Source organism: Mycobacterium sp. NGS61 (genome assembly GCF_059812325.1).
This window is the reverse complement of sequence record NZ_JCALCL010000012.1, coordinates 99,652-124,104: the sequence shown is the minus strand read 5'-3', so window position 1 is coordinate 124,104 and position 24,453 is coordinate 99,652. Positions and strand designations below refer to the sequence as shown.

The window sequence follows — 24,453 nt, the reverse complement described above, 5'->3', positions numbered from 1 at the left end:
CGATACGCTGTGGGGCGTGCTGCACCGAGCCCGCTACGTCCTGGTGGTGCTCGGCGTGCTGGTGGCCGCGATCGGTCTGGTGCTCTCAGGTTGCACGGTGAGTCCGCCGCCGGCGCCGCAGAGCACCGATACCCCACGCAACACGCCGCCCCCTCCGCAGCACCCGACCCAGATCATCATGGGCATCGACTCGATCGGCGCCGGGTTCAATCCGCATCTGCTCTCAGATCTGTCCCCGGTGAACGCCGCGATCAGCGCGCTGGTGCTGCCCAGCGCCTTCCGGCCGGTGCCCGACCCGAATGCCGCAACGGGATCGCGCTGGGAAATGGATCCAACCCTGCTGGTGTCCGCCGAAGTGACCAGCGAAAACCCGTTCACCGTCTCCTACAAGATCCGTCCCGAGGCGCAATGGACCGACAATGCGCCGATCGCCGCGGACGACTTCTGGTACCTGTGGCGCCAAATGGTCAGCCAGCCCGGAGTGGTCGACCCGGCCGGGTATGACCTGATCACGTCGGTGCAGTCGCTCGAGGGCGGTAAGCAGGCCGTCGTCACCTTCGCCCAGCCCTACCCGGCGTGGCGGGAGTTGTTCAACAACCTGCTGCCGGCGCACATCGTCAAGGACGTGCCGGGCGGGTTTGCCTCCGGGCTGGCCCGTGCGCTGCCGGTGACGGGCGGCCAGTTCCGGGTGGAGAACATCGACCCGCAGCGCGACGAGATCCTGATTGCGCGCAACGACCGGTACTGGGGTGCCCCCGCCAAGCCCGCCTTGATCCAGTTCCGCCGCGCCGGGGCGCCGGCCGCGCTGGCCGATTCGGTGCGCAACGGCGATACCCAGGTGGCCCAGGTACACGGTGGTTCGGCTGCGTTCGCCCAGCTGTCGGCGATTCCCGACGTGCGGACCGCGCGGATTGTGACACCGCGCGTCATGCAGCTGACGCTGCGGGCGAACGAACCGAAGCTGGCCGACGTGCAGGTCCGCAGAGCAGTGCTGGGGCTGCTGGGCGTCGACCTGCTCGCGGCGGTGGGGGCCGGCAGTGACAACACCGTCACCCTGGACCAGGCTCTGATCCGTTCGCCCAGTGACCCGGGCTATGTCCCGACGGCGCCCGCGGCGATGAGCAGGGTCGCGGCGCTGGGTCTGTTGGAGGCCGCCGGTTTCCAGGTCGACACCACGACCGCATCCGCTACGCCGCCCAGCGCTGCGGTGAGTACCGGACCATCGGAAGGCATTCACGGCCGGATCAGCAGGGACGGCAAGCAGTTGTCGCTGGTGATCGGGGTGGCGGTCAACGACCCGACCTCAGTGGCAGTCGCGAACACCGCTGCCGACCAGCTGCGCAATGTCGGCATCGCCGCCAGCGTGCTGGCGCTGGATCCGGTGACGCTGTACCGCGAAGCCCTGACCAACCACCAGGTGGACGCGCTGGTCGGCTGGCATCAGGCCGGCGGAAACCTTGCCGCGTCGCTGGCCTCCCGGTTCGGCTGTGCCGCGCTGCAGGCGACCCAGGTCTCACCGCCGATCGCGTCGACGACCAGCCCGGCCGGCTCGACGACATCCAGCCCGTCGGCCGGACCGGCCACGACCCCGGTACCGACGACCTCCAGCCGCCCACCGGAGCCGGGAGCGCTGGTCAAGGCGCCGTCCAACCTCACCGGAACCTGCGATCCGAGCCTCGAGTCCAATATCGACGCCGCCCTCAACGGCAGCAAGAACATCAACGACGTGATCACCGCCGTCGAACCTCGGCTGTGGAACATGTCGACGGTGCTGCCGATCCTGCAGGACACCACGATCGTCGGGGCGGGACCGAGCGTGCAGAACGTCAGCCTGACCGGAGCGGTCCCGGTGGGCATCGTCGGGGACGCCGGCCAGTGGGTGAAGACCGGCCCCTGACGGCCCTCACCAGGGAAAATCAACCGCCACACGGCCCTCTGGCCGGGGCTTTCGGCGGCTAATTGCGCTCGTGCCAAATTGTTACGAAAAATATGGTTTGGATTTCGCTCGAGCGGTCAACACCCGCGATACGTTCGCCCGGGTGCCGTCGGGGGCAACATGGCGAGTTGGGGTCAACCAGCGTCTTGCTAGGTGAGGGGTCACCATGTCATCTGTCTTTGTCGAGCCACAAATAGTTGCCTCGTTCGCGTCGCAGTTGGAAGGAATTGGCTCGGCGCTGGGCGCCGCCAATACAGCCGCGGCGGGATCAACCACCGCGCTGCTGTCCGCCGCCGAGGATGAGATATCGGTGGCGATAGCGGCGCTCTTCTCCCAGAATGCGGTGGGCTACCAGGAGCTCAGCGCACAAGTGGCCCAGTCCTACGGGCGGTTCGTCCAGACGGTGGCCGCGGGGGCGAGCGCATACGCGACAGCCGAAGCCGGCGCCGCGCAGGCGCTGACCGGTCTGTTAGCCGCGCCGGCCGCGCCGCTGGACGTGTTCGCTCAGGCGCACGCCGCTTTCACCACCAACCTGGTCAACGCCGAAATCGGGTTCAACCAATCGTTGGTGGGCGCCGAGCTCGGTTTACAGCAACTGATTTTCGGTACCGACAACGCACTGGGCGGAGCGGTCAACGCCGGCTTCAACGCATTCAACTCCGTTGTGGGGGCGGGCCAGCAAGGCCTGAATCTTCTTGTGGGAGCGCAGGTTCCGGCTAACTTCAACGCCAGCCTGGCGGTCAACGGCACCGGAAACGTCGGATTCGGCGGGTTGTCGGGTGCCTTCGGCGGCAACCTGTCCGCCCTCGGCGCTCAACTCAATGCCGCCCTCTCGGGGAACCTCAGCGCGGGTCTGCCGGACCTTTCCGTACTGGTGCAGACGGGCAATTCGGTGATCGCGCAATTGAATTCGGGGATCGCGGGTCTGAACGGTCTGATTCAGACCGGCAGCTCGTTGGGCGCCCAGTTGGGTACGGCGCTCACCGGGGCGTTTGCCGGGGGGCTGCCTGACTTTTCGGCGCTGGCAGGCAGCTTCGGGGTGAACCTGCCTGCCCTGGCGGCGAACGTCAGCGGACAGCTCTCCGGGTTGGGTGCCGGGTTCAACGCGGCGCTGAACGCAGCCCTGTCGGGCAACTTCGGTGTCGGCCTGCCCGACTTCTCGGCCCTGACGCAGACCGGCGCCGCATTGTTCAGCGACTTCATCGCCGGGCTGCCGGCGCTGAACTTCGGTTTGGTACTTCCCGCCCTGCCGGGTGGATTCCCGTTCAATCTCACCGGCCTGGCGGCCAGCCTCAACGCCGGGCTCTCGGGTCTGAACGCGCAACTGAACGCCGCCCTGACCGGGGCGTTGTCCGGAAACCTCGGATTGCCGGATCTGTCCGTGCTGAGCCAGACCGGAGCCAGGCTGGTCGGCGATTTCAATGCCGCACTGGCCGGCCTGGGCGGTGGCTTCAATGTCGGCCTGCCCGCCCTGGTGGGCTCGTTCGGGCTGGATCTGCCGGCGCTGACGGCCAACTTCAACGGTGCGCTGTCGGGGCTGGGCGCCCAGGTCAACGCTGCCTTCACCGGGGCGGTCAACGGCGACTTCTCCGGCGTGGCCGCGCTGGTGAACCTCGCGGCCGGCGCGCCGAGTTTGGCTCTGACGCAGGCGGGTCTGATCCAGACCGGCTTGCTGGCCAGCTTTGTCAACGGGCAGCTGGCGTTCAACCAGGCCCTGGTCTCCGGCGAAATCGCTCTGCAGCGGGCCCTGTTCGGCAGCGAGTTCGCCTTCAACGGCGCCATCAGCAACGGCTTCAACGCGTTCAACCTGGTGCTGGGCACCGGAGAACAAACCGTCAACGTGCTGCTGGGTGCGGAGATGCCTTACGACTTCATTGGCAGCCTGCTCATCGGCGGCGCGGTACCGGGCATCGCCCCTACCGGCGGCCTGACCGGGATCGTGGACCAGCTGTTGCTGCTCAACGCGGCCCTGGGCGGCGATGCGTCGCTGGTGCAGCAGTTCGGCGCCTTCCGGGCAGACCTGGCCACCAACCTGCTCACCAGCCAGCTGGAGTTCAATCAGAACCTGGTGGCCAACCAGATCGCGTTGCAGGTCGGCCTGTTCGGCACCGCCAGTCCGCTGAACGGCGCGCTGAACAACTTCGGGAACATGATCAACTTCACGATCGGGGCGGGGCAGCAGACCATCAATGTGCTGCTCGGCGCGCCGGTAGGCGGCGGATTCGTCGGCGACCTGCAACTCGGTGGCGAGGCCGACGTCTTCGGCGGGTTGGAGACCGGCGGCCTGCTCGGCGCCTTCGAACAGAAGTGGCTGTTCGACGCGGCGCTGCTCAGCCTGCTCGGCTTCCCGATTCAGTTGACGCTCACCGGCGGATTGCCGGCGTTGCTCACCCAGCTGTCCACCGCCCTGTCGGGCGGCGTGAGCGTCGGCGGTTCGGTCGGCACGTAGCGATCTCAGCTGCTCAGCGGGCTGCACCGGATTTTCCAATGCAATTCAGAGAAAACCCCGGTCCGGCGCCACGGATATCGCTAGCATTCGCTCATTGTCGATAGCCACATGTGCAGTCGGGGAGGCTGCAGTGGCGCTAACGGGGGTGTGCGATGTCATTTGTAGCGGCGGTGCCGGAATTCGTGGCGGCTGCGGCCACCGATCTAGCCGGTATCGGTTCGGCGGTCGGGGCGGCCAGTTCGGCGGTCGCGGGGGCGACGACGGGGGTGCTACCCGCCGGCGCCGACGATATTTCAGCGGCGATCGCGGGATTGTTCGATTCGCACGGGCGGGCGTTCCAGCAACTCAGTGCCCAGGCCACGCAGTTCCACGACCAGTTTGTGCAGGTGTTGCGGGCCGGCGCGAATGCCTACGCCGGTGCGGAGGCGGCCAACGCCACTCCGCTGCAGGCGGCCGCGAATGCCGCGGCCGCGGGGCCGCTGCAGCAGCTGGAGCAGTTGCACATCGGTTTCAACACCAACCTGGTGGCCAACGAGCTGGCGTTCAACAAAGCGCTGGTGACCAGCGAGGTGGCGCTGGAGCGCCAGATCTTCGGCACCGACAGCGCACTCAACGGAGTGCTGAACCGCAGCTTCAACGTCGGCAACCTGTTGGTGGGTACTGGAGAGCAGGCGGTGAACCTGTTCTTCGGTGCACCCGAGCCGGCCGGTTTCACCTCCAGCCTGCTGCTGGGTAGCGGCGCACAACCATTCAATGGTGGGCAGGTCGGCGGTTTGGCCGGCGCCTTTTATCAAGGCTTGACGGTCCCGGCCAATGTGCTGGGTCTGGCGCCCACGGTGGCCATAGCGGGGATCCCGTCGGTCCCGTTCGGACAGTTGGAGGCGTCGCACATCGGGTTCACCTCGAACCTGTTGGCCAACGAGATCGCTTTCAATCAGGCGCTGGTGGCCAACCAGGTGGCGTTCGAGCAGCAACTCTTCGGCACCGACAGCGCCTTCAACGGGGTGCTCAACCGTAGCTTCAACGCCGGGAACCTGTTGCTGGGTACCGGTGAGCAGGCGGTGAACCTGTTCTTCGGTGTCGAGGAGCCGGCGAACTTCACGTCCACCCTGTTGCAGGGTACCGGGGCGCAGTCCTACAACGGCGGCCAAATCGGCGGCGTTGCAGGAGCTTTCGGTCAGGGTCTGGCGGCCGGCCTCAACTTCGTCGGGCTGGTCACCGAGCCGTTCAGCGCCTAATCCGCCTGCGCTGCAACGGGTTTGGGCGGTATCACGGTATCCACGATCAGCGCCAACTCGCGCCGCGTTGGTGGCGTGGCGGTCAGCATGAAGTGGTGGTTGATCAAGGCGGGGCCGATCCGCACGGTCAACGGGGTCAGGGTGGCGGGATCCAGTTCGCCGTCGCGGACCGCGGTCTGCAAGATCGACTCGATGATTTTCATGCGGGGCGCCACCACGGCGTCGGCGAAGATCGCGCGCAACTCGGGTTCGTGGATGAGCTGGCTGATGATCTGCAGGCCGGGAAAGTCGGTCTTGCCGGCCAGCACGTCGCTGTGCGCCGTGCAGACCGTCAGCAGGTTCTCCCGGGCCGACTGCCCGGGTCTCGGCTCGGGCAGTGGCGGCACGGTGTGGATCAGCGCGGCCTGTACCAGGTCGTGCTTGCTGGTCCAGCGCCGGTACAGCGCCGCCTTGCCGGTGTGGGCCCGCGCAGCTATGCCCTCCATCGTCAGGCCGCCGTATCCGACAGCGGCCAGTTCGGCCACCGTCGCGGCGTAGAGCGCACGCTCGAGTACTTCGCCGCGCCGGCGGCTCCGGCCGACAGTGTGGCTCACCTGCGACATCTGACGATAGTAGCCGTTGGCGTTCCTACTGGTCGTTTACGGGGGCCGCAGCTGGGTGGGCGCCAGCGTCCAGCGTCACGCTGGCGTGACGTTCGGCGTCCAGCGTCACGCTGGCGTGACGTTCGGCGGCAGCGGGGCCGCAGCTGGGTGGGCAGCGTCCAGTGTCACGCTGGCGTGACGTTCGGCGTCCAGCGTCACGCTGGCGTGACGTTCGGCGGCAGCGGGGCCGCAGCTGGGTGGGCGCCAGCGTCCAGCGTCACGCTGGCGTGACGTTCGGCGGCAGAGGGGCCGCAGCTGCGTGACGTTCGGCGGCAGAGGGACCGCAGCTGGGTGGGCGCCAGCGTCCAGTGTCACGCTGGCGTGACGTTCGGCATCCAGCGTCACGCTCGCGTGACGTTCGGCGGCAGCGGGGCCGCAGCTGCGTGACGTTCGGCGGCAGCGGGGCCACAGCCGGGTGGGCTCTCGGCGGCAGCGGGGCGATTTCCCCGACGGCGGTAGGGTTCGTCCATGTCCAAGCCGCGGCTGCTGTTCGTGCATGCGCATCCCGACGACGAGAGCCTCAGCAACGGCGCGACCATTGCGCACTACACCGCCCGCGGTGCGCAGGTCCACGTCGTCACGTGCACCCTCGGTGAAGAGGGCGAGGTCATCGGCGACCGCTGGGCGCAACTGGCCGCCGACCGCGCGGACCAGCTCGGCGGCTACCGCATCGGCGAACTACGGCAAGCCCTGGCCGCGTTGGGCGTCGGCGACCCCATCTACCTGGGTGGCGCCGGACGTTGGCGCGATTCGGGCATGGCCGGCACCGAGCCGCGCGGTGGCTACCGCACCGTCCCACGGTTCGTCGACGCCGACGAAGTGGCGGCAGTAGGTGAGCTGGTCGCCTTGATCCGCGAGCTGCGACCACACGTCGTCGTCACCTACGACCCCGACGGCGGGTACGGACACCCCGACCACATTCGTACCCACGCGGTGTGTACCGCCGCCGTGGCCCAGGCCGGCAAGCCGGACGGGTCCGGTGACCCGTGGAGCGTGCCGAAGTTCTACTGGACCGTGCTGGCGCGTGCGGCGGTGGCGGCTGAACTGCGCTCGCTGGTCCCTGACGATCTGCGCCCCGACTGGGTGCTGCCGCCGCTGGACACTCCGTTCGGTTTCCCCGACGAGAGCGTCACCGCCGTCGTCGAGGCCGACGCGGACGCGCAGGCCGCCAAGGCCGCCGCGCTCACCGCTCATGCCACGCAGGTGACGGTGGGCCCCACCGGCCGGGCCTGTGCACTGTCGAACAATCTGGCGCTGCCCATCATGGCAGCCGAACACTACGTCCTTATTGACGGCGCGGCGGGTGGCCGCGACGAGCGCGGTTGGGAGACGGATCTACTGGCCGGGCTGGGCTTCAACGGCCCGGGCACGTAGGCTTTATAAGGCAGCCTTGAGAGTCTTACCGGAGGAAACTCACATGGACCCCGACCTGGACCCCAACTTGCAGCACTGGCAGGACCGCCTCGACAGCCTGCAGTGGGTGCTGGGATCGATCGTCTCGCAGATCGACAGCGTCCCAACCTGACCGATACCAAGCCACGCGCCACCTCGATCGAAGAGGTGGGCGCGACGGATCCGGCGATCCGGTTTGTCGTGTTGGCGCTGCTGGCCGTCGACGGTGTGTTGTCAGCCCTGGCCGGGGCGCTCCTGCTGCCCTTATACATCGGCTCTGTCCCATTCCCACTGAGCGCTGTGCTGAGCGGACTGCTCAACGGTGCGCTGGTGTGGGCTGCGGCGCGGTGGACCACGTCGCCGCGGCTGGCCGCTTTGCCGCTGTGGACCTGGCTGTTGACGGTTGCGGTGCTGAGTCTGGGCGGACCGGGTGGCGACATCGTCCTGGGCGGACAGGGCGTGATGGCCTATGCGGCGCTGCTGTTGATCGTGTTCGGGGTGGCACCCCCGGTGTGGGTGTTGTGGCGGCGCCGCCACTGAAAGCGTGGATCAGGGGAAGGGCGGCAGCGGCGGCAGCGGCGGGAAGAAGCTCCAGAACCAGTTGATCTCGGTGTTGATGAACTGGCTGATCGACGACGTGGTGGCCGACCAGAAATTGCTCAGACCCTGACTGAAGCTGACCGTGCCGCTGAGCCAGTCGAGGATGTTGAACAACCCGCTCTGCACTATCGGCTCGAACAGGTAATAGAAGAAGTTGATCTGCGGCCCCAGGATGCCGATCCACGGCAACCAGCCCACCGCGTAGGAGGCCAGGTCGAAACCGTAGGCCACCCACGGCTCGACCTCCAGGTACAGGTTCTCGATCGCGGTGGCCCACGAGACCGGGAGGACGGCAGCGGGCGCTGCCGCGGCAGGTCCCAGCAGCCCGGTGGTCAGGGCGCCGAGACCGCCGGTCGGCGCCAACCCCAGCGCGCCGAACAGGTTGGCGGCGCCGGCGCCCGGGATGGCGGACAGCACGCTCTGCACCCGGGTCGCGGCCTGGCCGGCCAGGCTTTCCACCGCGGCGAGCGGTTGTCCCAACAATTGCTGGGCCGGCGCGTTCACCGCGTTCAGCAGGGTCCGCGCCGCGCTGGACTCGGCGTTGGAGTAGGCGTTCGCTCCTGCTCCCAACACCTGCACAAACTTTTCGTGAAACGCCGTCACCTCAGCGCTGAGCTGCTGGTATCCCTGCGCGTGCGAGGAGAACAGGGCGGCGACCTGGGCCGAGACCTGATCGGCGGCGGCGGCCACCACGCCGGTGGTGGGCAGCGCCGCGGCGGCGTTGGCCGAGCTGATCTCGGTGCCGATGCCGGCGATATTGGACGCGGCCGCCTTGAGCGCCTCCGGCGCCGCGCGCATGTACGACGACATCCCATTCACCTTTACTCGAGATCGGTGCGGCTACCTTGCGGGGCTGCTTCCGCGCGGTGCCCACCTGTGATCGTATCGCTGTCGGTGACAACTATTGTCCCATCTGGCCGAACAACCCGGCGAATCGAGCGGCCGGCCTGCGGCTACTGTTGCGCGTATGGCGCCAGGGATGCTCAGGTTTCCCGCAGAAAGAGTCGTGCGGATGAAATCGTCGCGCGGGGAAGTTACACCAACGTGCCCCTGAATCCGGACCTTCCGGAGCCCACGGCTCTGCCCAATCCTGTAGTCCCGCCCAGAGCCAGCAGCTCGGCGTTGCGTCGGGTGCTGCGGCGCGCCCGGGACGGCGTCGCCCTGAACGTCGACGAGGCGGCGGTCGCGATGACCGCTCGTGGCGACGACCTCGCCGACCTGTGCGCGAGCGCGGCCCGGGTTCGCGACGCCGGCCTGGAGTCGGCGGGCCGGCGCGGGCCGTCCGGCCGGTTGCCCATCAGCTATTCGCGCAAGGTTTTCATTCCGGTCACCCACCTGTGCCGGGACAACTGCCACTACTGCACGTTCGTCACCGTGCCGGGGCGGCTGCGCGCCCAGGGTGCGGGCTTGTACATGGAGCCCGACGAGATTCTGGACGTGGCGCGGCGCGGCGCGGCGCTCGGCTGCAAGGAAGCGCTGTTCACCCTCGGTGACCGCCCGGAGGACCGCTGGCCCGAGGCGCGGCAGTGGCTGACCGAACGCGGCTACGACGCCACCCTGTCGTACGTGCGCGCGATGGCGATCCGGGTGCTGGAGGAGACCGGGCTGTTGCCGCATCTGAATCCGGGCGTCATGACCTGGTCGGAGATGTCGCGGCTCAAGCCGGTGGCGCCGTCGATGGGCATGATGCTGGAGACGACATCGCGCCGGTTGTTCGAAACCAGAGGACTTGCGCACTACGGCAGTCCGGACAAAGATCCCGCGGTGCGGTTGCGCGCCCTGACCGACGCCGGCCGCCTGTCCATCCCGTTCACCACCGGTCTGCTGGTGGGCATCGGCGAGACGCTGGCCGAACGAGCCGACACGTTGCATGCGATCCGTAAGTCGCACAAGGAGTTCGGGCACGTCCAAGAGGTGATCGTGCAGAACTTCCGGGCCAAGGAGCACACCGCGATGGCCGCGGTTCCCGACGCCGGCATCGACGACTACCTGGCCACGGTGGCGGTGGCCCGGCTGGTGCTGGGGCCCGGCATGCGTATCCAGGCGCCGCCGAACCTGGTGTCGCGCGAGGAATGCCTGGCCCTGGTGGCCGCCGGCGTCGACGACTGGGGTGGCGTCTCGCCGCTGACGCCTGACCATGTGAACCCCGAACGGCCCTGGCCCGCATTGGATGACCTGGCCGCTGTCACCGAACAGGCCGGCTATGACCTGGTGCAGCGACTGACCGCACAACCCAGATATGTGCTGGCCGGTGCGGCGTGGATCGATCCGCGGGTGCGCGAACACGTTGCGGCGCTTGCCGATCCGACGACGGGCCTGGCCCGCGACGTCACCCCGGTGGGGCTGCCGTGGCAGGAGCCCGACGAGGTGGCCTCGGCCGGCCGGGTGGACCTGGGCGCCGCGATCGACACCGAGGGACGTAACACCGAGACCCGTAGCGATCTCGAAAGTGCTTTCGGTGATTGGGAATCCATCCGGTCCCGGGTGCACGAGCTGGCCGCGCAGGGCGCCAGAGCGCCAGAGCGCCTGGACACCGACGTGCTCGCGGCGTTGCGTTCGGCGGAGCGCGCTCCGGGAGAGTGCACCGACGCCGAGTACCTGGCATTGGCGACAGCTGACGGTCCGGCGCTGGAAGCGGTTGCCGCGCTGGCGGATTCATTGCGCCGGGAGGTGGTGGGAGACGACGTGACGTTTGTGGTCAACCGCAACATCAATTTCACCAATATCTGCTACACGGGCTGCCGGTTCTGTGCCTTCGCTCAGCGCAAGGGTGACGCCGACGCCTACTCGCTGTCGGCGGAGGAAGTGGCCGACCGCGCGTGGGAGGCGCATGCCGCCGGCGCCACCGAGATCTGCATGCAGGGCGGCATCGACCCCGAGTTGCCGGTGACCGGTTACGCCGATCTGGTGCGCGCGGTCAAAGCCCGGGTGCCGTCGATGCATGTGCACGCGTTCTCGCCGATGGAAATCGCCAACGGGGTGACCAAGAGCGGGCTCAGCATCCGCGAGTGGTTGATCAGTCTGCGCGAGGCCGGGTTGGACACGATTCCCGGCACGGCGGCAGAGATCCTGGACGACGAGGTGCGCTGGGTGCTGACCAAGGGCAAGCTGCCGACGTCGTTGTGGATCGAGATCGTGACGACCGCGCACGAGGTGGGTCTGCGGTCGTCGTCGACCATGATGTACGGGCACGTCGACAGCCCCAAGCACTGGATAGGCCACCTCAACGTGCTGCGCGGGATTCAGGACCGCACCGGCGGTTTCACCGAATTCGTGCCGCTACCATTCGTGCACCAGAACTCACCGCTGTACTTGGCGGGGGCGGCGCGGCCCGGGCCCACGCACCGCGACAACCGCGCGGTGCACGCCTTGGCGCGGATCATGCTGCACGGTCGCATCTCGCACATTCAGACCAGTTGGGTGAAGCTCGGGGTCGAACGCACCCAGGCCATGCTCAACGGCGGCGCCAACGATCTGGGCGGCACGCTGATGGAGGAGACGATCTCCCGGATGGCCGGCTCTGAGCACGGCTCGGCCAAAACGGTCGCTGAGTTGGTGGCGATAGCCGAGGGCATTGGTCGTCCCGCACGTCAGCGCACGACGACCTATGCGTCACTGGCAGCCTAAAAGACCGCGAGCGTAACGCCGGCGGAATCCTCGAGGGACCCCGCAGCGTTACGCTCGCGGATCAGAGGTTACTCAGTAGTTGTTGCAGGAGACTGCGACGGACTCGACGAGTCCCACGTACTGCGCGGCGCCCGGCATGGCCTGAATCTGCTGAGCCATCGAACGACGCTTGGCCGGCGGCGAGGCCAGGAACGAGTTCAGCCAGCCCATGGCCATCGGCGACGCGGTGAGCTGCGCGGCGGCACCCGGGTCCTGCGCGTTCAGCGCGGCCATGACCTGCCCGTAGTTACAGGTCGAGTTGACGGCCGCATCCAGCGGATCTGCCGACGCGACCCCTGCGCCAAGACCCAGCGACACTGCCAAGCCCCCGGCAACCACAGCTGCTTTAGTAAACGACAACATTTTTCGGACACCTTCCCCAACTATTGCACCGCCGACACGACGGCGACGACATCTGCCCAGCGGTTGCCGTCTTCGGTCAAGGCTACCAGGCTCGCTGGGCTTGCTCTTATCGAAGTTTCTATCGCAATAGTCCCGCCGAACGTAACTATCCGCAGGTCAGAGCCGTACTGGCGGAAGTTTCGCCGAGGGCGAAACTGCCGGATGACGGATGCTCGATGAGCCGGCTTCAAAGGTTTTTCACAGCCTGGCCGCGAGCTCGGTGCCCTGTCTGATCGCTCGCTTGGCATCCAACTCCGCCGCCACCGCCGCACCACCGATGATGTGCGGATCCACGCCGCGGCTGCGCAGGTCGTCAGCCAGGTTGCGCACCGATTCCTGCCCGGCACACAGCACCACGTGGTCCACCGCGAGCACCTGCGGGCGCTGCCGGTCCGTACCGAAGCTGATGTGCAGGCCGTCGTCGCTGATCCGCTCGTAGTTCACTCCGGAGAGTTGCTGCACGCCCTTGGCCTGCAGCGACGCGCGGTGCACCCAGCCGGTGGTCTTGCCCAGCCGCTTACCCTGCCGGCCCTTCGTGCGCTGCAGCAGGTACACCTGGCGGACCGCCGGCGCGGGCAGGGGAGTGGTCAGGGCGCCCCGGGCTTCCTGCGGATCGGCCACCCCCCATTCGGCCCGCCACTCTTTGAGGTTCAGCGTCGGCGACCGGTCGGTGGTGAGCAGTTCGCTGACGTCGAAGCCGATGCCGCCGGCGCCGATGACGGCCACCGTCTTTCCCACTGCTTTGACGCCGGTGATCGCCTCGGCGTAGGTCAGCACCTTGGGATGGTCGATGCCGGGGATGGCGGGCACGCGGGGAGTCACGCCGGTGGCCAGGACGACAGACTCGTGGTCGACGAGATCTGCGGCGCCCACCCGGGTGCTCAGCTGGACCTCGACGCCGAGCTTGGCCAGCATCGTCGAGAAGTACCGGATGGTGTGGCTGAACTCCTCCTTGCCCGGGATGCGCCGCGCCAGGTCGAACTGGCCGCCGATGAACTCGTTGGCGTCGAACAGCGTCACCCGGTGTCCGCGCTGGGCAGCGGCGACCGCGGCGGCCAGTCCGGCGGGTCCGGCGCCGACGACGGCCACGGTGCGGGTGTGGCGGGCCGGCTCCAGCACCAGTGTGGTCTCGTGTCCGGCGCGTGGATTGAGCAGGCAGGACACCGTCTGGTGGGCGAACGCGTGGTCCAGACAGGCCTGGTTGCAGGCGATGCAGGTGTTGATCTCTGCGGGCCGGTCGGCCGCTGCCTTGCGCACCCACTCCGGATCCGCCAGCAGCGGCCGCGCCATTGAAATCAGCTGAACCTGGGTGTCGGCCAGGATCTGCTCGGCGGATTGCGGCATGTTGATCCGATTGGACGCAACCACCGGAATACCCACGTGTTCGGCCAGGGCGCTGCTGATGTCCACGAATGCGCTGTTGGGCACCGAGGTGACGATCGTCGGCACCCGCGCCTCGTGCCACCCGAACCCGGAGTTGATGATGGTGGCGCCGGCGGCTTCGACGCCGGTTGCCAGCGCGACGATTTCGTCCCAGCTCTGGCCGTCTTCGACATAGTCGGCCATCGACATCCGGTAGCAGATGACGAAGTCGTCGCCGACGGCGGCGCGGGTGCGCCGCACGATCTCGACCGGGAACCGGCGCCGGTTGGCTGGCGAGCCGCCCCAGGAATCGGTGCGTTCATTGGTGCGCGGGGCCAGGAACTGGTTGACCAGATAGCCTTCGCTGCCCATGATTTCGACACCGTCATAGCCGGCTTCGCGGGCCAGCTCCGCACACCGCACGAAATCCGCGATGGTCGACTCCACGCCGCGGCCGGTGAGCGCGCGTGGGCGAAACGGGTTGATGGGGGCCTTGATTGACGACGCGCTCGCCGAAAGCGGGTGGTAGGCATAGCGTCCGGCGTGCAAGATCTGCAGCAGGATCTTGCCGCCCTCGTCGTGCACTGCGCCGGTGACCCGGCGATGCCGTCGGGCCTGGCGCGAGCTGGTCAGGTCGGCGGCGAACGGCAGCAGCCACCCGGTGCGGTTGGGGGCGTAACCGCCGGTGATGATCAATCCGACGCCGCCGCGGGCGCGTTCGGCGAAATACGCGGCCAACCGGTCGATGTGGTGGGCTCGGTCTTCCAACCCGGTGTGCATCGACCCCATCACCACCCGGTTGCGCAGGGTGGTGCAACCGAGGTCCAGCGGGGACAGCAAGTGCGGATACGGGGTCATCGGCGGGCGCCCGCTGAACCCGGGAGGATCAGTTTCGCGACCTGGACGCAGCGCCGGGGTGCGACGCCTTCGGGCAGGTGGCGTGGCTGCCGCGGCGCGGTCCTGAACCACCGCAGCACTCGCCCAACGGTCACCCGGCCATTGTCACAGACCACCGAGGCACCGACTGGACACAGTTACGGGCGTGCCCTTTCGCCGGGTGTATGTGCAACGTCTAGTATCAGTAACCGAACGCTCACCTAGAAGCCCCTTGGGTGAGGCGAAATGCAGCCCATATGTTCATGGAGGACACGTTGAGGAGACGTCCGTGACTTACGTGATTGCCCAGCCCTGCACCGACATCAAAGACAAGGCGTGCATTGAGGAGTGCCCGGTCGACTGCATCTACGAGGGTGCCCGGATGCTCTATATCCACCCCGATGAATGCGTCGACTGCGGTGCCTGCGAACCGGTCTGCCCCGTCGAGGCGATTTACTACGAAGACGACGTGCCCGAACAGTGGGGGCAGTACACGCAGATCAACGCCGACTTCTTCGAGGAGCTCGGATCGCCGGGCGGTGCGGCCAAGGTCGGCCTGACCGAGAACGACCCGCAAGCGGTCAAGGATCTGCCCCCGCAGGGCGAGGACTGAACGCGCCGGTGCACCGCCGGCAGACCGTGTCGGCGTCCTTGCCGGAGTTCCCGTGGGACACCCTGGCCGGCCCGAAGGCCGTCGCGGCCGCCCACCCGGATGGCCTCGTCGACCTGTCGGTCGGCACGCCGGTGGATCCGGTCGCGCCGCTGATCCAGGAGGCGCTGGCCGCCGCGAGCTCGGCGTCGGGTTACCCCGCCACCGCCGGTACGCCGCAACTGCGGCAGGCCGCGGTGTCGGCATTGGCGCGTCGCTACGGTGTCACCGGCCTCGCCGAATCGGCGGTACTGCCGGTGATCGGCACCAAAGAACTCATCGCCTGGCTGCCGACGTTGCTCGGCTTAGGCGCCTCGCACACGGTCGTGGTGCCCGAGCTCGCCTATCCGACCTACGACGTGGGTGCGCGGCTGGCCGGGACGCAGATCGTGCGCGCGGATTCGCTGACCCAGCTGGGCCCGCAGACCCCGGCGCTGGTGTACCTGAACTCGCCGAGTAACCCGACGGGCTGGGTGCTGGGCGTCGAGCACCTGCGCAAGGTGGTCGGTTGGGCCCGCGAGCGCGGCGTGCTGGTGGCTTCCGACGAGTGTTATCTGGGCCTGGCCTGGGCGGCCGAGCCGCTGTCGGTGCTGCATCCGTCGGTGTCCGACGGCGACCATACCGGGTTGCTCGCGGTGCATTCGCTGTCGAAGACTTCGTCGCTGGCGGGTTACCGGGCCGGCTTCGTCGCCGGGGACGCCGCGGTGGTGGCCGAGCTGCTGGCGGTGCGCAAACACGCCGGGATGATCGTGCCGACCCCGGTGCAGGCCGCCATGGTGGCCGCCCTGGACGACGACGACCACGAGAAGCTGCAGCGGGAGCGGTATGCGCAGCGGCGGGCGGCGCTGCTGCCGGCGCTGCGTTCTGCCGGTTTCACCATCGACCACTCCGAAGCCGGGTTGTACCTGTGGGCCGGCCGGGGAGAGGGATGCCACGAAACCGTCGCCTGGCTCGCTGAGCGCGGCATCCTGGTGGCCCCCGGTGACTTCTACGGTCCCGCCGGTGCCGGGCACGTGCGCATCGCGCTGACCGCCACCGACGAGCGCATCGACGCCGCGGTCGCCCGCCTGCGCTAGTTTCCCCTGCTCGTCCGGGGCGCGTCGCCTCTTCGGTCCTGGTCCCCGGGACGGCAGAATGCAACCTGTGACAGATGCGGCAGACGATTCGGTCGGCAAGCTGCGGATCCCGCTGACGTTGAGCGACATCGTCAAACGGGTGTTCCTCGGCAAGCCGCTGATCACCGAGGAGCTGAACAACGAGCGGTTGTCCAATCCCGTCGCCCTCGGCGCGCTGTCCCCGGATGCGATCTCGTCGACAGCCTACGGCCCCGAGCAGATCCTGATCGAACTGCTGCCGCAGGCCGGGCTGGCAGCGTTCGCGTTGCTGCTGCCGATCACCGGGGTCATCCTGTTGATCCTGGTGCTGGTGGCCGCGTCATACCGGCAGGTGGTGATGGCCTACACCCGGGCCGGTGGCTCCTACATCGTCGCGCGGGACAACTTCGGGCCGAAGGTCGCCCAGGTGTCCGCCGCGGCGCTGCTGATCGACTATGTGGTGACGGTGGCGGTGCAGTCCGCGGCCGGCACGGTGGCCGTGGTGTCGGCATTGCCGAAGCTGGGCCCGTTCAGCCTGGAGATCACCATCGGCGTGGTCCTGCTGATCTGCTATCTGAATCTGCGCGGCATGCGGGAGGCGGGCAAACCGTTCGCGGCGGCGACCTATCTGTTCATCCTCATGATCGCCGCCACCATCGTGACCGGCGTTGTGCGGCATCTCGTCTGGGGTCTGCCGACCTACGACGCGCAGCATCTGAGCGGAGCGGTGCCGGTGCAGCACGGCGACGGTCTGGTGATGGGCGCGACGATCCTGGTATTGCTGCGCGCGTTCGCCAACGGCGGTTCGTCGCTGACCGGTGTCGAAGCCATCTCCAACACCGTCGAGGTGTTCCAGAAACCGCAGGGGCGCAATGCCCGTCGGGTGCTCACCGCCATGGCCTGCATCCTGGGTTTCCTGCTGGCTGGTGTTGCCTACCTCGCCTATGCCACCCACGCCACGCCGTACCTCTCCGAATACCCTTCGGTGCTCTCCCAGATCGGACGCGCGGTATTCGGCCACGGCGCCGTGGGCGACGTGTGCTTCTTCCTGGTCCAGGCGTCGACGGCGGCCATTCTGTTCACCGGCGCCAACACCAGTTTCAACGGCTTCCCGGCACTGGCCAGTTTCGTTGCCGAGGACCGGTTCCTGCCCCGGCAGCTGATGAAGCGCGGGCACCGGTTGGTGTATTCCAACGGCATCATCGCGCTGACCGGGCTTTCGGTGGTGCTGCTGGTGACGACCGGCGGATCGGTCAACGCGCTGGTCCCGTTCTACGCGATCGGCGTGTTCACCGGATTCTCGATGGCCGGTTACGGGATGACCAAACACCATCTGCGAGAACGGGAACCGGGTTGGCGGCGTCGGTTGGCGATCAACCTCTCGGCGGGGATCCTGTCGACGGTCGTGGTCGGCATCTTCGCGGTCGCCAAGTTCACCGAGGGTGCGTGGCTGGTGGTGATCGTCTTCCCGCTGCTGGTGTTCATGCTCATCCGGCTCAACCGTGAATACCGGGCCGAGGCCGCCATTCTCGAGATGTTCCGCACCGACCGGCCCGAGCTGGTCAAGTATGCGCGGCACCGGGTGTTCATCTTCGTGAACTCCGTCGACCTGGCCGTGCTCGAAGCGCTGCGGTACGGAAAAGGGCTGCGGGCCGACGAGCTGATCGCGGTGCACTTCATGGTCGACGCGATCCATGCCGCTCAGCTCCGAAAGCGTTGGGAAGACTTCGAACTCGACACCCGGCTGCGGTTGGTGGACTGTCCGGACCGGCGCGTCAACCGCGCCGCCCAGCTGCTGGTCGCGAAGTCGAGCAAAGAAAGTCCCGACACCAACGTGACGGTGCTGCTGCCGCGTCGGACCTATGCGCCGCTGCTGGGGCGGTTGCTGCACGACCGCACCGCGGACAAGATCGCCCGAGCCGTCAGCCTCATCCCCGACGCGGCGGCCACCATCGTGCCCTACGACGTGCAGTCCCGGATCAAGGATGCCTACCCCGAGCGCTTCGAACAGCGCATCGCCCGCGAGATCGACAAGCTCGAGGCGTGGATCTCCCAGGGTGAGGACCGGCGCGTCGAGAATTACGAACATCCGGCCTCGTCGTCCTCGGTGATCACGGTGGCCGGGCTGATCCCCGGCCAGCGGGCCACTGTCGAGGGGCGGGTCACCGAGGTCGAGGACATCGCCAAGCGCCGCGGGACGTTCCGGTGGATCGTGCTCGGCGACGACAGCGGAGAGGTACGCATCAGGTTCCGTCCGGGACGCGGCGGCGACGACATTGCGCCCGGCCAACTGCTGCGCGTCACCGGCAAGGCCCGGCAGAGCGGGAATCGGCCGATGTGGATGGTCGACCCCAGCTATAGCGTGGTCGAGGAGCCCGTGGAGACCCACGACGCAGGAGGGGCGGGTGCAGCCGGCGAGACCGGCTGACTCTAAGTTCGACAGGACTTGATGATTGGGGAGGAAGCCGTGCAGCGGATCGCAGCGGTACTGGTGTCTCTGGCCGGGGTGGTGTTCACCGCCAACGGCTACCGGCCGCTGAGCAAACGCGGGTACGGGGCCGGATATGCGTTCGGCTTCGGGCTGTTCGCCTCCGAACTTCCGCTGCCGTCGCTGGCCGCACACTTCGCGGCGCTGGCCGCGCTGTCCCGGGGGTTGCCGGCCCGCGTGCTCGGGTTCAGCTGGCTGCTGTCGGCGGCGTCCTGGCTGGGCCTGCTGGGTCTGGCCCGCGCCGGACGGCAGGCCGACGAACCCCTGACCGCAGCACTGGATGAAGGCCTGGGTCCCGGCCGCCGCACCGAGTCCGGCGACCTGTGGAAGCGGCCGGCGCCCGACGGTGCGACGGCGAAGAAACCCGGCCCGGCCCGCATGCTGCGGATCTGGCGCGATTACGCGCACGACTCCGACATCAGCTACGGGGAGTACGGTTCGCGCAACCACCTCGACATCTGGCGACGGCCCGATCTGGACCGTGGCGGCAAAGCCCCTGTGCTGCTGCAGGTGCATGGCGGCGCCTGGATGGTGGGAAACAAACGCGGACAAGCGCATCCGCTGATGAGTCACCTGGCCGAGCTGGGCTGGGTCTGCGTATCGGTCAACTACCGGCTCAGCCCGCGGTCCACCTGGCCCGACCAGATCGCGGACGTCAAGCGCGCCATCGCCTGGACCAAGGAACACATCGCCGAGTACGGCGGCGACCCGGACTGGATCGCGATCACCGGCGGTTCGGCCGGCGGGCACCTGTCCTCCCTTGCCGCACTCACCCCGAACTACCCGTTGTTTCAGCCGGGCTTCGAAGAATTGGACACCCGGGTGCAGGCGGCGGTGCCGTTCTACGGGTTCTACGACTTCACCCGCGACGACGCGGTACATCCGATGATGCACGCGATGATGGCCAAGCGGGTGTTCAAGCTCGGCCGCAAGGAGATCGTCGAACCGTTCCGCCTGGCGTCGTCCATCACGCACGTTTCCGAGGACGCGCCGCCCTTTTTCGTGTTGCACGGCGTCAACGACTCGCTGATCCCGGTGGAGCAGGCCCGCAGCTTCGTCGCGCGGCTGCGCGAGGTCAGCCGCCAGCCGGTCGTATACGCCGAATTGCCTTGTGCTCAGCATGCTTTCGACATCTTCGGCTCCGCCCGGGCCGCGCACGCCGCGGTGGCGGTGGAGCAGTTTCTGGCCGAGGTCTACACGGCCGCGCATGCCAAGGACAGCGCCACCGCCGCTACCTAGCCGCTGCGTGGGCTGCGCTCGTCGAGCAGCCTGATCACCTGGGCGGCGAGCTCGTCGATGTCGGCGCCGGTGGTGTCGAGCACCAGGTCAGCGTTCTCCGGGGGCTCGTAGGGCGCATCCACCCCGGTCAGGCCTTTCAGTTCGCCGCTGCGCGCCCGCGCATACAGCCCCTTGGGGTCGCGCTTCTCGCACTCTTCGAGCGAGGTGGAGATGTGCACCTCGATGAACGGCAGTTTGGCGGCGTCGTTGAGGGCGCGGGCGGTTTCGCGGTCGGATTTGAGCGGCGACACCAGCGAGGCGAGGGCCACCACGCCGGCGTCGGCCAGCAACCGTGTCAAATGCCCTACCCGCCTGATGTTTTCGGTGCGGTCGCCGGGGGAGAAGCCCAGATCGTCGGACAGTCCGTGGCGCAGGTTGTCGCCGTCGAGCAGGTAGGCGACGCGCCCGGATTCGACGAGCGCACGTTCCACGGCCACCGCGACGGTGGACTTCCCTGATGCCGGCAGACCGGTGAACCAGATGGTGGCACCCGGCTGCCCGGTCGCCTTCCAACGGTGCTTGCGGTCCAACGCCGAAGGGTGCCAACGGATGTCGGTGCGCTGGCTGGCGCCCGGCTTGACCTCCCGGGCCTCGATGATGGTGCCGGCGCCGACGGTGTCGTTGGTGGTTTCGTCGATGAGGATGAACGCGCCGCTGTCGCGGTTGTCGGTGTAGGGATCTGCGATGATGATCGAGCTGGTCCGCAGCGTCACGGTGCCGATGTCGTTGAGTGTCAACTCAACCGGCTGGTCGATCTCGTCGAGCGTCTCGGGGTCCAGGCGCGAGTGCAGTTCCTGCACGGTGGTCCGCACCGTCCGGGTGGTCTGCTTGAGCGCCAACCGGTCGCCGGCCCGCAGCGGGTTGTCGATGAACCAGCACACGGTGGCGTCGAGTTCCCGGGCCAGCACCGGCAGGACCGCGTCCTCGGCCCCGCTGACCAGGACGTCGCCCCGGCCGACGTCGATATCGTCTTCCAGTTCGATCGACACCGAAAGCGGTGCCACCGCGGTCTTGCGGTCGTCGTCGAGGGTGTCCAGGGCCGTCACCGTCGACGTGGTGCCCGCGGGCAGCGAGATCACCGGGTCGCCGACGCTGAGCGTGCCCGCCGCCAGCCGCCCGGTGTAGCGGCGGCGCTGGTGGTCGGTCGGGCGCGAAACCCACTGCACCGGCAGGCGCAGCCGGGAGGCTTCGGCCTGCGGCGCGGCCAGCTCGACGCCCTCCAGGTAGTCCAGCAGCGTGGGGCCGTCATACCAGGGTGTCCGGTCGGAACGGTGCACGACGTTGTCGCCGTGTTTGGCCGCGAGCGGGATCACCTTGAGGTCCACCTCGCCCAACCGTCCCGCGACCTGACTCAGTTGCTCCTCCACCTCGGCGAACTTAGCCTGGTCGAAGTCGATCAGGTCGATCTTGTTCACCGCCGCGACAAAGTGCTTGATACCCAACAACTTTGCGATCCGCGCGTGCCTGCGGGTCTGGCGGAGCACGCCTTCGCGCGCATCCACCAACAGGACCGCGACGTGCGCGTTGGAGGCCCCGGTGAACATGTTGCGGGTGTAGCGCTCGTGGCCGGGGGTGTCGGCCAGGATGTAGCTGCGGGTCTCGGTGGAGAAGAAGCGGTAGGCGACGTCGATGGTGATGCCCTGCTCGCGTTCGGCGCGCAGACCGTCGGACAGTGCCGCGAGGTCGGCGACGCCCTCGTCGTCGGTGACGGCTTCGAGGTGGTCCAGCGGCAGGCTGTCGGTGTCGTGCAGCAGCCGGCCGATCAGGGTGCTCTTGCCGTCGTCCACCGAGCCCGCGGTGGTGATCCGCAGCAGCTGACGCGTCACACCCTTGGGATGCACGATCTTGTCGACCTTCTCGGCCTTCTCGGAAACAGTCATCAGAAGTACCCTTCTCGCTTGCGGTCCTCCATCGCGGCGGCCGACGTGCGGTCATCGGCCCGCGTCTCGCCGCGCTCGGACACCGTGGCCGCCGAGATCTCGGTGATCACACCGGTGATGTCGGTGGCTTCGGAGCGCACCGCTCCGGTGATGGTCAGGTCGCCGACGGTGCGGTACCGCACCCATTCCTTCTTCGCTTCTTCGCCGTCGGCCGGGCTGGTGTACTCCGACACCGCCAGCAGGATGCCGTCCCGCGCGAACACCTCGCGCTCGTGCGCGTAGTAGATCGACGGTATTTCAAGGTCTTCCAGCTCGATGTAGCGCCACACGTCGAGTTCTGTCCAGTTGCTCAGCGGGAACACCCGGACCTGTTCGCCCTTCTTGATCCGGCCGTTGTAGAGCGACCACGGCTCCGGACGCTGCGCGCGCGGATCCCACTGGCCGAACTCGTCGCGGAAACTCAGAATCCGTTCTTTGGCCCGGGCGCGTTCCTCGTCGCGGCGGGCGCCGCCGAACGCCGCGTCGAAGCCGCCTGCTTCGAGTGCGTCGAGCAGGGTGCGGGTCTGGGCCCGGTTGCGGGAAGCCGACGGGCCGGGATCGGGTACCCGGCCGTTGTCGATGGACTCCTGCACCGACGCGACGATCAGCTTGTGGCCCTCGCCGGTGACCCGGCGGTCCCGGAACTCGATGACCTCGGGAAAGTTGTGCCCGGTGTCGACGTGCATCACCGGGAACGGCAACGGCAGTGGCCGAAATGCCTTCTCCGCCAGCCGAAGCAGCACGATGGAGTCCTTGCCGGCGGAGAACAGCAACACCGGGCGCTCCAGCTCGGCGACCACTTCGCGGATGATGTGGACCGCCTCGGCTTCCAGCAGTCGCAGCTCGTCGACACGCCGCGCTTCTACCGCTGTCGTCATCGGTGCGGCTCCTGTCCGTTTCGCCGTGCATCGTGGTTGGCACGAATCATGTTGGTAGTCCTTCTCTTTCGGCGTCAGCGCGATAACGGTCCACCCAGTCGTCGGAACGCTGATCGGCTTGGCGCTGCAGTACCGGTTCGGGTGCCAGCCGGGGATCGAGGCCCAACTGCTCCAGGATGTCGCCCACTACCTGAGTCAGGTTGCGCCACAACACCGGATAGGAGATCTCGATCGGCTTGACGTTTTCCTCGGCGAACCAGTTCTGCCAGCCTTCCTCCTGCGCCCGCAGCATTGTGACGACGTGCGCGATCGCGCCGGCGTGATAGGTGGCGCGGGCGTCGCGGACCGGGTCGGGCCGTCCGCGCCAGACCCGGGTCTGCACCGCACGCCAGAACGACACGGCCTGCGAGATGACATCGGGGCGGTGGATGTGGATGAGCAGCGGATCCTCGCCGACCACGTCGCGGATAGCCGACAACAGCCCCTCGCCGGAGCGGTCCGGCAACGCGGCGGCCCGGTCCAGCAGTAGTGGCGTCTGGTTCCACATCAGCTTGCCACCCCACACGCCGTTGGGCGTGCGGCCCACCGTGCGGATGTAGTCGCGCCAGATTTCGGCAGGTGCGAGGTCGGGTTTGCCCTCGTCCAACGGATCCAGCAGGCTCAGGATCGACTCGTCGTCGACGTCGGCGAACCACTGCCGGGGCTGCGGGGACTGACTGGTGCTGGGCAGGTACTGAAAGAACTCCTGTGGTTCGCCGGCCACCCCGGTCGCGCGCAGCGATTCGACCAGCAGGGTGCTCCCGCTGCGCTGGGAAGCCAGCACCAGATACGACGAGGGATGATCGACCACGATCGCAGCCTAACCGGACGCAAAACCGCTGCAACTCTTGCCGTTACGTTCAGCGTGAGGATAACTATTGCGCCTCGGCCCTGCCGGCGGGCAAAAGTGACGCCGACGGCCGGGCTCGGCTCACCGACTCCGCAACGGGCCGCGACGCGTGGTGTCGCTGGCGAATCCGCGCACCACGTGCGCGCTGACGAATTCGGCCACCACTGCGGGATCGCCCATATCGCGGATCGGTGAGGCAGTGCTGAACAACGAGAACAGGATTCGGGCGAACCATTCGCCGGCCGATTCGACGTCGAGGTCTTTGCGGACCTCACCGGTGAGTTTCGCGGCCGACAGGTAGGGCGCGAAGAAGTCGATGCATTCCCGCAACAGCACCGCGGCGTCCTTGGTCAGCAGCAGGCTGATCGCATCTTCGTCGAAGTACTCCTCAGAGGCGATGGCCCTGCGGGCCTGGGTGACGAACACCGCAGCATTGGCGAGTTTGTCCTCCAGCGAACTGCCCGGCGCCATCGCCCGGGACATCTCCCGGTAGAACTGCTCGGAGGCATGTTCGGCGCACGCCTCCAGAATCTCGCCCTTGTCGCGGAAATACTCGTAGATGGTGCTGCGGGACACCCCCGCCTCTCGGGCGATGTCGACGATCGTCGCCTTCAACAGCCCGTGCTTGCGGAAGCAGGCATACGCGGATTCCAGGATGAGGTCACGCGTCGCGGTGGAAGTGGAAGCCTGGGTCAT

18 protein-coding genes are annotated in these 24,453 nt (G+C 67.7%); 10 read left to right on the top strand and 8 right to left on the bottom strand.

The window, feature by feature from the left end; all coding sequences use genetic code 11:
• The first annotated feature begins 16 nt into the window (after window positions 1-16).
• From AC5Y3Z_RS21610 to AC5Y3Z_RS21600, 3 genes are all read left to right on the top strand, one after another.
• A complete protein-coding gene (locus AC5Y3Z_RS21610) occupies window positions 17-1,897 on the top strand; it encodes an ABC transporter family substrate-binding protein (RefSeq protein WP_463826825.1) in 1,881 nt (626 codons plus the stop codon).
• Window positions 1,898-2,102: 205 nt separating this feature from the next.
• A complete protein-coding gene (locus AC5Y3Z_RS21605) occupies window positions 2,103-4,385 on the top strand; it encodes a PE family protein (RefSeq protein ID WP_463826748.1) in 2,283 nt (760 codons plus the stop codon).
• A 152-nt stretch (window positions 4,386-4,537) separates the two neighbouring features.
• Complete coding sequence (locus tag AC5Y3Z_RS21600) at window positions 4,538-5,623, top strand: PE family protein (protein ID WP_463826747.1); 1,086 nt, start codon at window positions 4,538-4,540, stop codon at window positions 5,621-5,623.
• Here the strand turns inward: AC5Y3Z_RS21600 and AC5Y3Z_RS21595 are convergent.
• Window positions 5,620-6,225: a TetR/AcrR family transcriptional regulator gene (locus AC5Y3Z_RS21595; RefSeq protein WP_463826746.1), complete on the bottom strand. Its 606-nt coding sequence runs from the start codon at window positions 6,223-6,225 to the stop codon at window positions 5,620-5,622. The genes AC5Y3Z_RS21600 and AC5Y3Z_RS21595 overlap by 4 nt on opposite strands.
• A gap of 507 nt (window positions 6,226-6,732) precedes the next feature.
• Here AC5Y3Z_RS21595 and mshB point away from each other — a divergent pair.
• Both mshB and AC5Y3Z_RS21585 read left to right on the top strand, forming a co-directional pair.
• A complete protein-coding gene (gene mshB / locus AC5Y3Z_RS21590) occupies window positions 6,733-7,638 on the top strand; it encodes an N-acetyl-1-D-myo-inositol-2-amino-2-deoxy-alpha-D-glucopyranoside deacetylase (protein ID WP_463826745.1) in 906 nt (301 codons plus the stop codon).
• A gap of 102 nt (window positions 7,639-7,740) precedes the next feature.
• A complete protein-coding gene (locus AC5Y3Z_RS21585) occupies window positions 7,741-8,196 on the top strand; it encodes a hypothetical protein (RefSeq protein ID WP_463826744.1) in 456 nt (151 codons plus the stop codon).
• Window positions 8,197-8,205: 9 nt separating this feature from the next.
• On the opposite strand, the gene AC5Y3Z_RS21580 is transcribed toward AC5Y3Z_RS21585, so the two are convergent.
• Window positions 8,206-9,066, bottom strand: coding sequence for a PE family protein (locus tag AC5Y3Z_RS21580; RefSeq protein ID WP_463826743.1), 861 nt, complete (start codon window positions 9,064-9,066; stop codon window positions 8,206-8,208).
• A 240-nt stretch (window positions 9,067-9,306) separates the two neighbouring features.
• On the opposite strand from AC5Y3Z_RS21580, the gene AC5Y3Z_RS21575 reads away from it, so the two are divergent.
• Window positions 9,307-11,883 carry a bifunctional FO biosynthesis protein CofGH gene (locus AC5Y3Z_RS21575; RefSeq protein WP_463826824.1) on the top strand — a complete coding sequence of 859 codons (2,577 nt, stop codon included), beginning with the start codon at window positions 9,307-9,309 and terminating at the stop codon, window positions 11,881-11,883.
• 72 nt (window positions 11,884-11,955) lie between these two features.
• On the opposite strand, the gene AC5Y3Z_RS21570 is transcribed toward AC5Y3Z_RS21575, so the two are convergent.
• Together AC5Y3Z_RS21570 and AC5Y3Z_RS21565 are read right to left on the bottom strand one after the other, a co-directional pair.
• On the bottom strand, window positions 11,956-12,285 hold the full coding sequence (locus AC5Y3Z_RS21570) for a hemophore-related protein (protein ID WP_463826742.1): 330 nt from the start codon (window positions 12,283-12,285) through the stop codon (window positions 11,956-11,958).
• Window positions 12,286-12,522: 237 nt separating this feature from the next.
• Entirely contained in the window at window positions 12,523-14,544 is a 2,022-nt protein-coding gene (locus AC5Y3Z_RS21565) for a 2,4-dienoyl-CoA reductase FMN-binding domain-containing protein (RefSeq protein ID WP_463826741.1), read from the bottom strand.
• 307 nt (window positions 14,545-14,851) lie between these two features.
• Between AC5Y3Z_RS21565 and fdxA the strand changes: the two genes are divergently transcribed.
• The 4 genes from fdxA (at window position 14,852) to AC5Y3Z_RS21545 (ending at window position 20,032) form a co-directional block, all read left to right on the top strand.
• The gene (fdxA, locus tag AC5Y3Z_RS21560; RefSeq protein ID WP_463826740.1) at window positions 14,852-15,175 is read left to right on the top strand and encodes a ferredoxin; all 324 of its coding nucleotides are present in this window, start codon (window positions 14,852-14,854) and stop codon (window positions 15,173-15,175) included.
• A 26-nt stretch (window positions 15,176-15,201) separates the two neighbouring features.
• On the top strand, window positions 15,202-16,287 hold the full coding sequence (gene dapC, locus AC5Y3Z_RS21555; RefSeq protein WP_463826823.1) for a succinyldiaminopimelate transaminase: 1,086 nt from the start codon (window positions 15,202-15,204) through the stop codon (window positions 16,285-16,287).
• 67 nt (window positions 16,288-16,354) lie between these two features.
• On the top strand, window positions 16,355-18,733 hold the full coding sequence (locus AC5Y3Z_RS21550; RefSeq protein WP_463826739.1) for an APC family permease: 2,379 nt from the start codon (window positions 16,355-16,357) through the stop codon (window positions 18,731-18,733).
• Between the two features lie 39 nt (window positions 18,734-18,772).
• Window positions 18,773-20,032, top strand: coding sequence for an alpha/beta hydrolase fold domain-containing protein (locus tag AC5Y3Z_RS21545; RefSeq protein ID WP_463826738.1), 1,260 nt, complete (start codon window positions 18,773-18,775; stop codon window positions 20,030-20,032).
• On the opposite strand, the gene cysC is transcribed toward AC5Y3Z_RS21545, so the two are convergent.
• The 4 genes from cysC to AC5Y3Z_RS21525 form a co-directional block, all read right to left on the bottom strand.
• Complete coding sequence (cysC, locus tag AC5Y3Z_RS21540; protein WP_463826737.1) at window positions 20,029-21,951, bottom strand: adenylyl-sulfate kinase; 1,923 nt, start codon at window positions 21,949-21,951, stop codon at window positions 20,029-20,031. The genes AC5Y3Z_RS21545 and cysC overlap by 4 nt on opposite strands.
• Window positions 21,951-22,868: a sulfate adenylyltransferase subunit CysD gene (gene cysD, locus AC5Y3Z_RS21535; protein ID WP_463826736.1), complete on the bottom strand. Its 918-nt coding sequence runs from the start codon at window positions 22,866-22,868 to the stop codon at window positions 21,951-21,953. The genes cysC and cysD overlap by 1 nt, the downstream gene beginning before the upstream one ends.
• Window positions 22,869-22,914: 46 nt before the next feature.
• Complete coding sequence (gene stf0 / locus AC5Y3Z_RS21530; protein WP_463826735.1) at window positions 22,915-23,718, bottom strand: trehalose 2-sulfotransferase; 804 nt, start codon at window positions 23,716-23,718, stop codon at window positions 22,915-22,917.
• Between the two features lie 120 nt (window positions 23,719-23,838).
• Window positions 23,839-24,453: a TetR/AcrR family transcriptional regulator gene (locus AC5Y3Z_RS21525; RefSeq protein ID WP_463826734.1), complete on the bottom strand. Its 615-nt coding sequence runs from the start codon at window positions 24,451-24,453 to the stop codon at window positions 23,839-23,841.

Excerpts from the sequence above, each read along its gene's own strand:
- AC5Y3Z_RS21605 (WP_463826748.1), top strand. The coding sequence starts at position 2,103 with ATGTCATCTGTCTTTGTCGAGCCACAAATAGTTGCCTCGTTCGCGTCG.
- AC5Y3Z_RS21600 (WP_463826747.1), top strand. The coding sequence starts at position 4,538 with ATGTCATTTGTAGCGGCGGTGCCGGAATTCGTGGCGGCTGCGGCCACC.
- AC5Y3Z_RS21595 (WP_463826746.1), bottom strand. The coding sequence starts at position 6,225 with ATGTCGCAGGTGAGCCACACTGTCGGCCGGAGCCGCCGGCGCGGCGAA.
- mshB (WP_463826745.1), top strand. The coding sequence starts at position 6,733 with ATGTCCAAGCCGCGGCTGCTGTTCGTGCATGCGCATCCCGACGACGAG.
- AC5Y3Z_RS21580 (WP_463826743.1), bottom strand. The coding sequence starts at position 9,066 with ATGTCGTCGTACATGCGCGCGGCGCCGGAGGCGCTCAAGGCGGCCGCG.
- AC5Y3Z_RS21570 (WP_463826742.1), bottom strand. The coding sequence starts at position 12,285 with ATGTTGTCGTTTACTAAAGCAGCTGTGGTTGCCGGGGGCTTGGCAGTG.
- AC5Y3Z_RS21565 (WP_463826741.1), bottom strand. The coding sequence starts at position 14,544 with ATGACCCCGTATCCGCACTTGCTGTCCCCGCTGGACCTCGGTTGCACC.
- cysC (WP_463826737.1), bottom strand. The coding sequence starts at position 21,951 with ATGACTGTTTCCGAGAAGGCCGAGAAGGTCGACAAGATCGTGCATCCC.
- cysD (WP_463826736.1), bottom strand. The coding sequence starts at position 22,868 with ATGACGACAGCGGTAGAAGCGCGGCGTGTCGACGAGCTGCGACTGCTG.
- AC5Y3Z_RS21525 (WP_463826734.1), bottom strand. The coding sequence starts at position 24,453 with ATGACCCAGGCTTCCACTTCCACCGCGACGCGTGACCTCATCCTGGAA.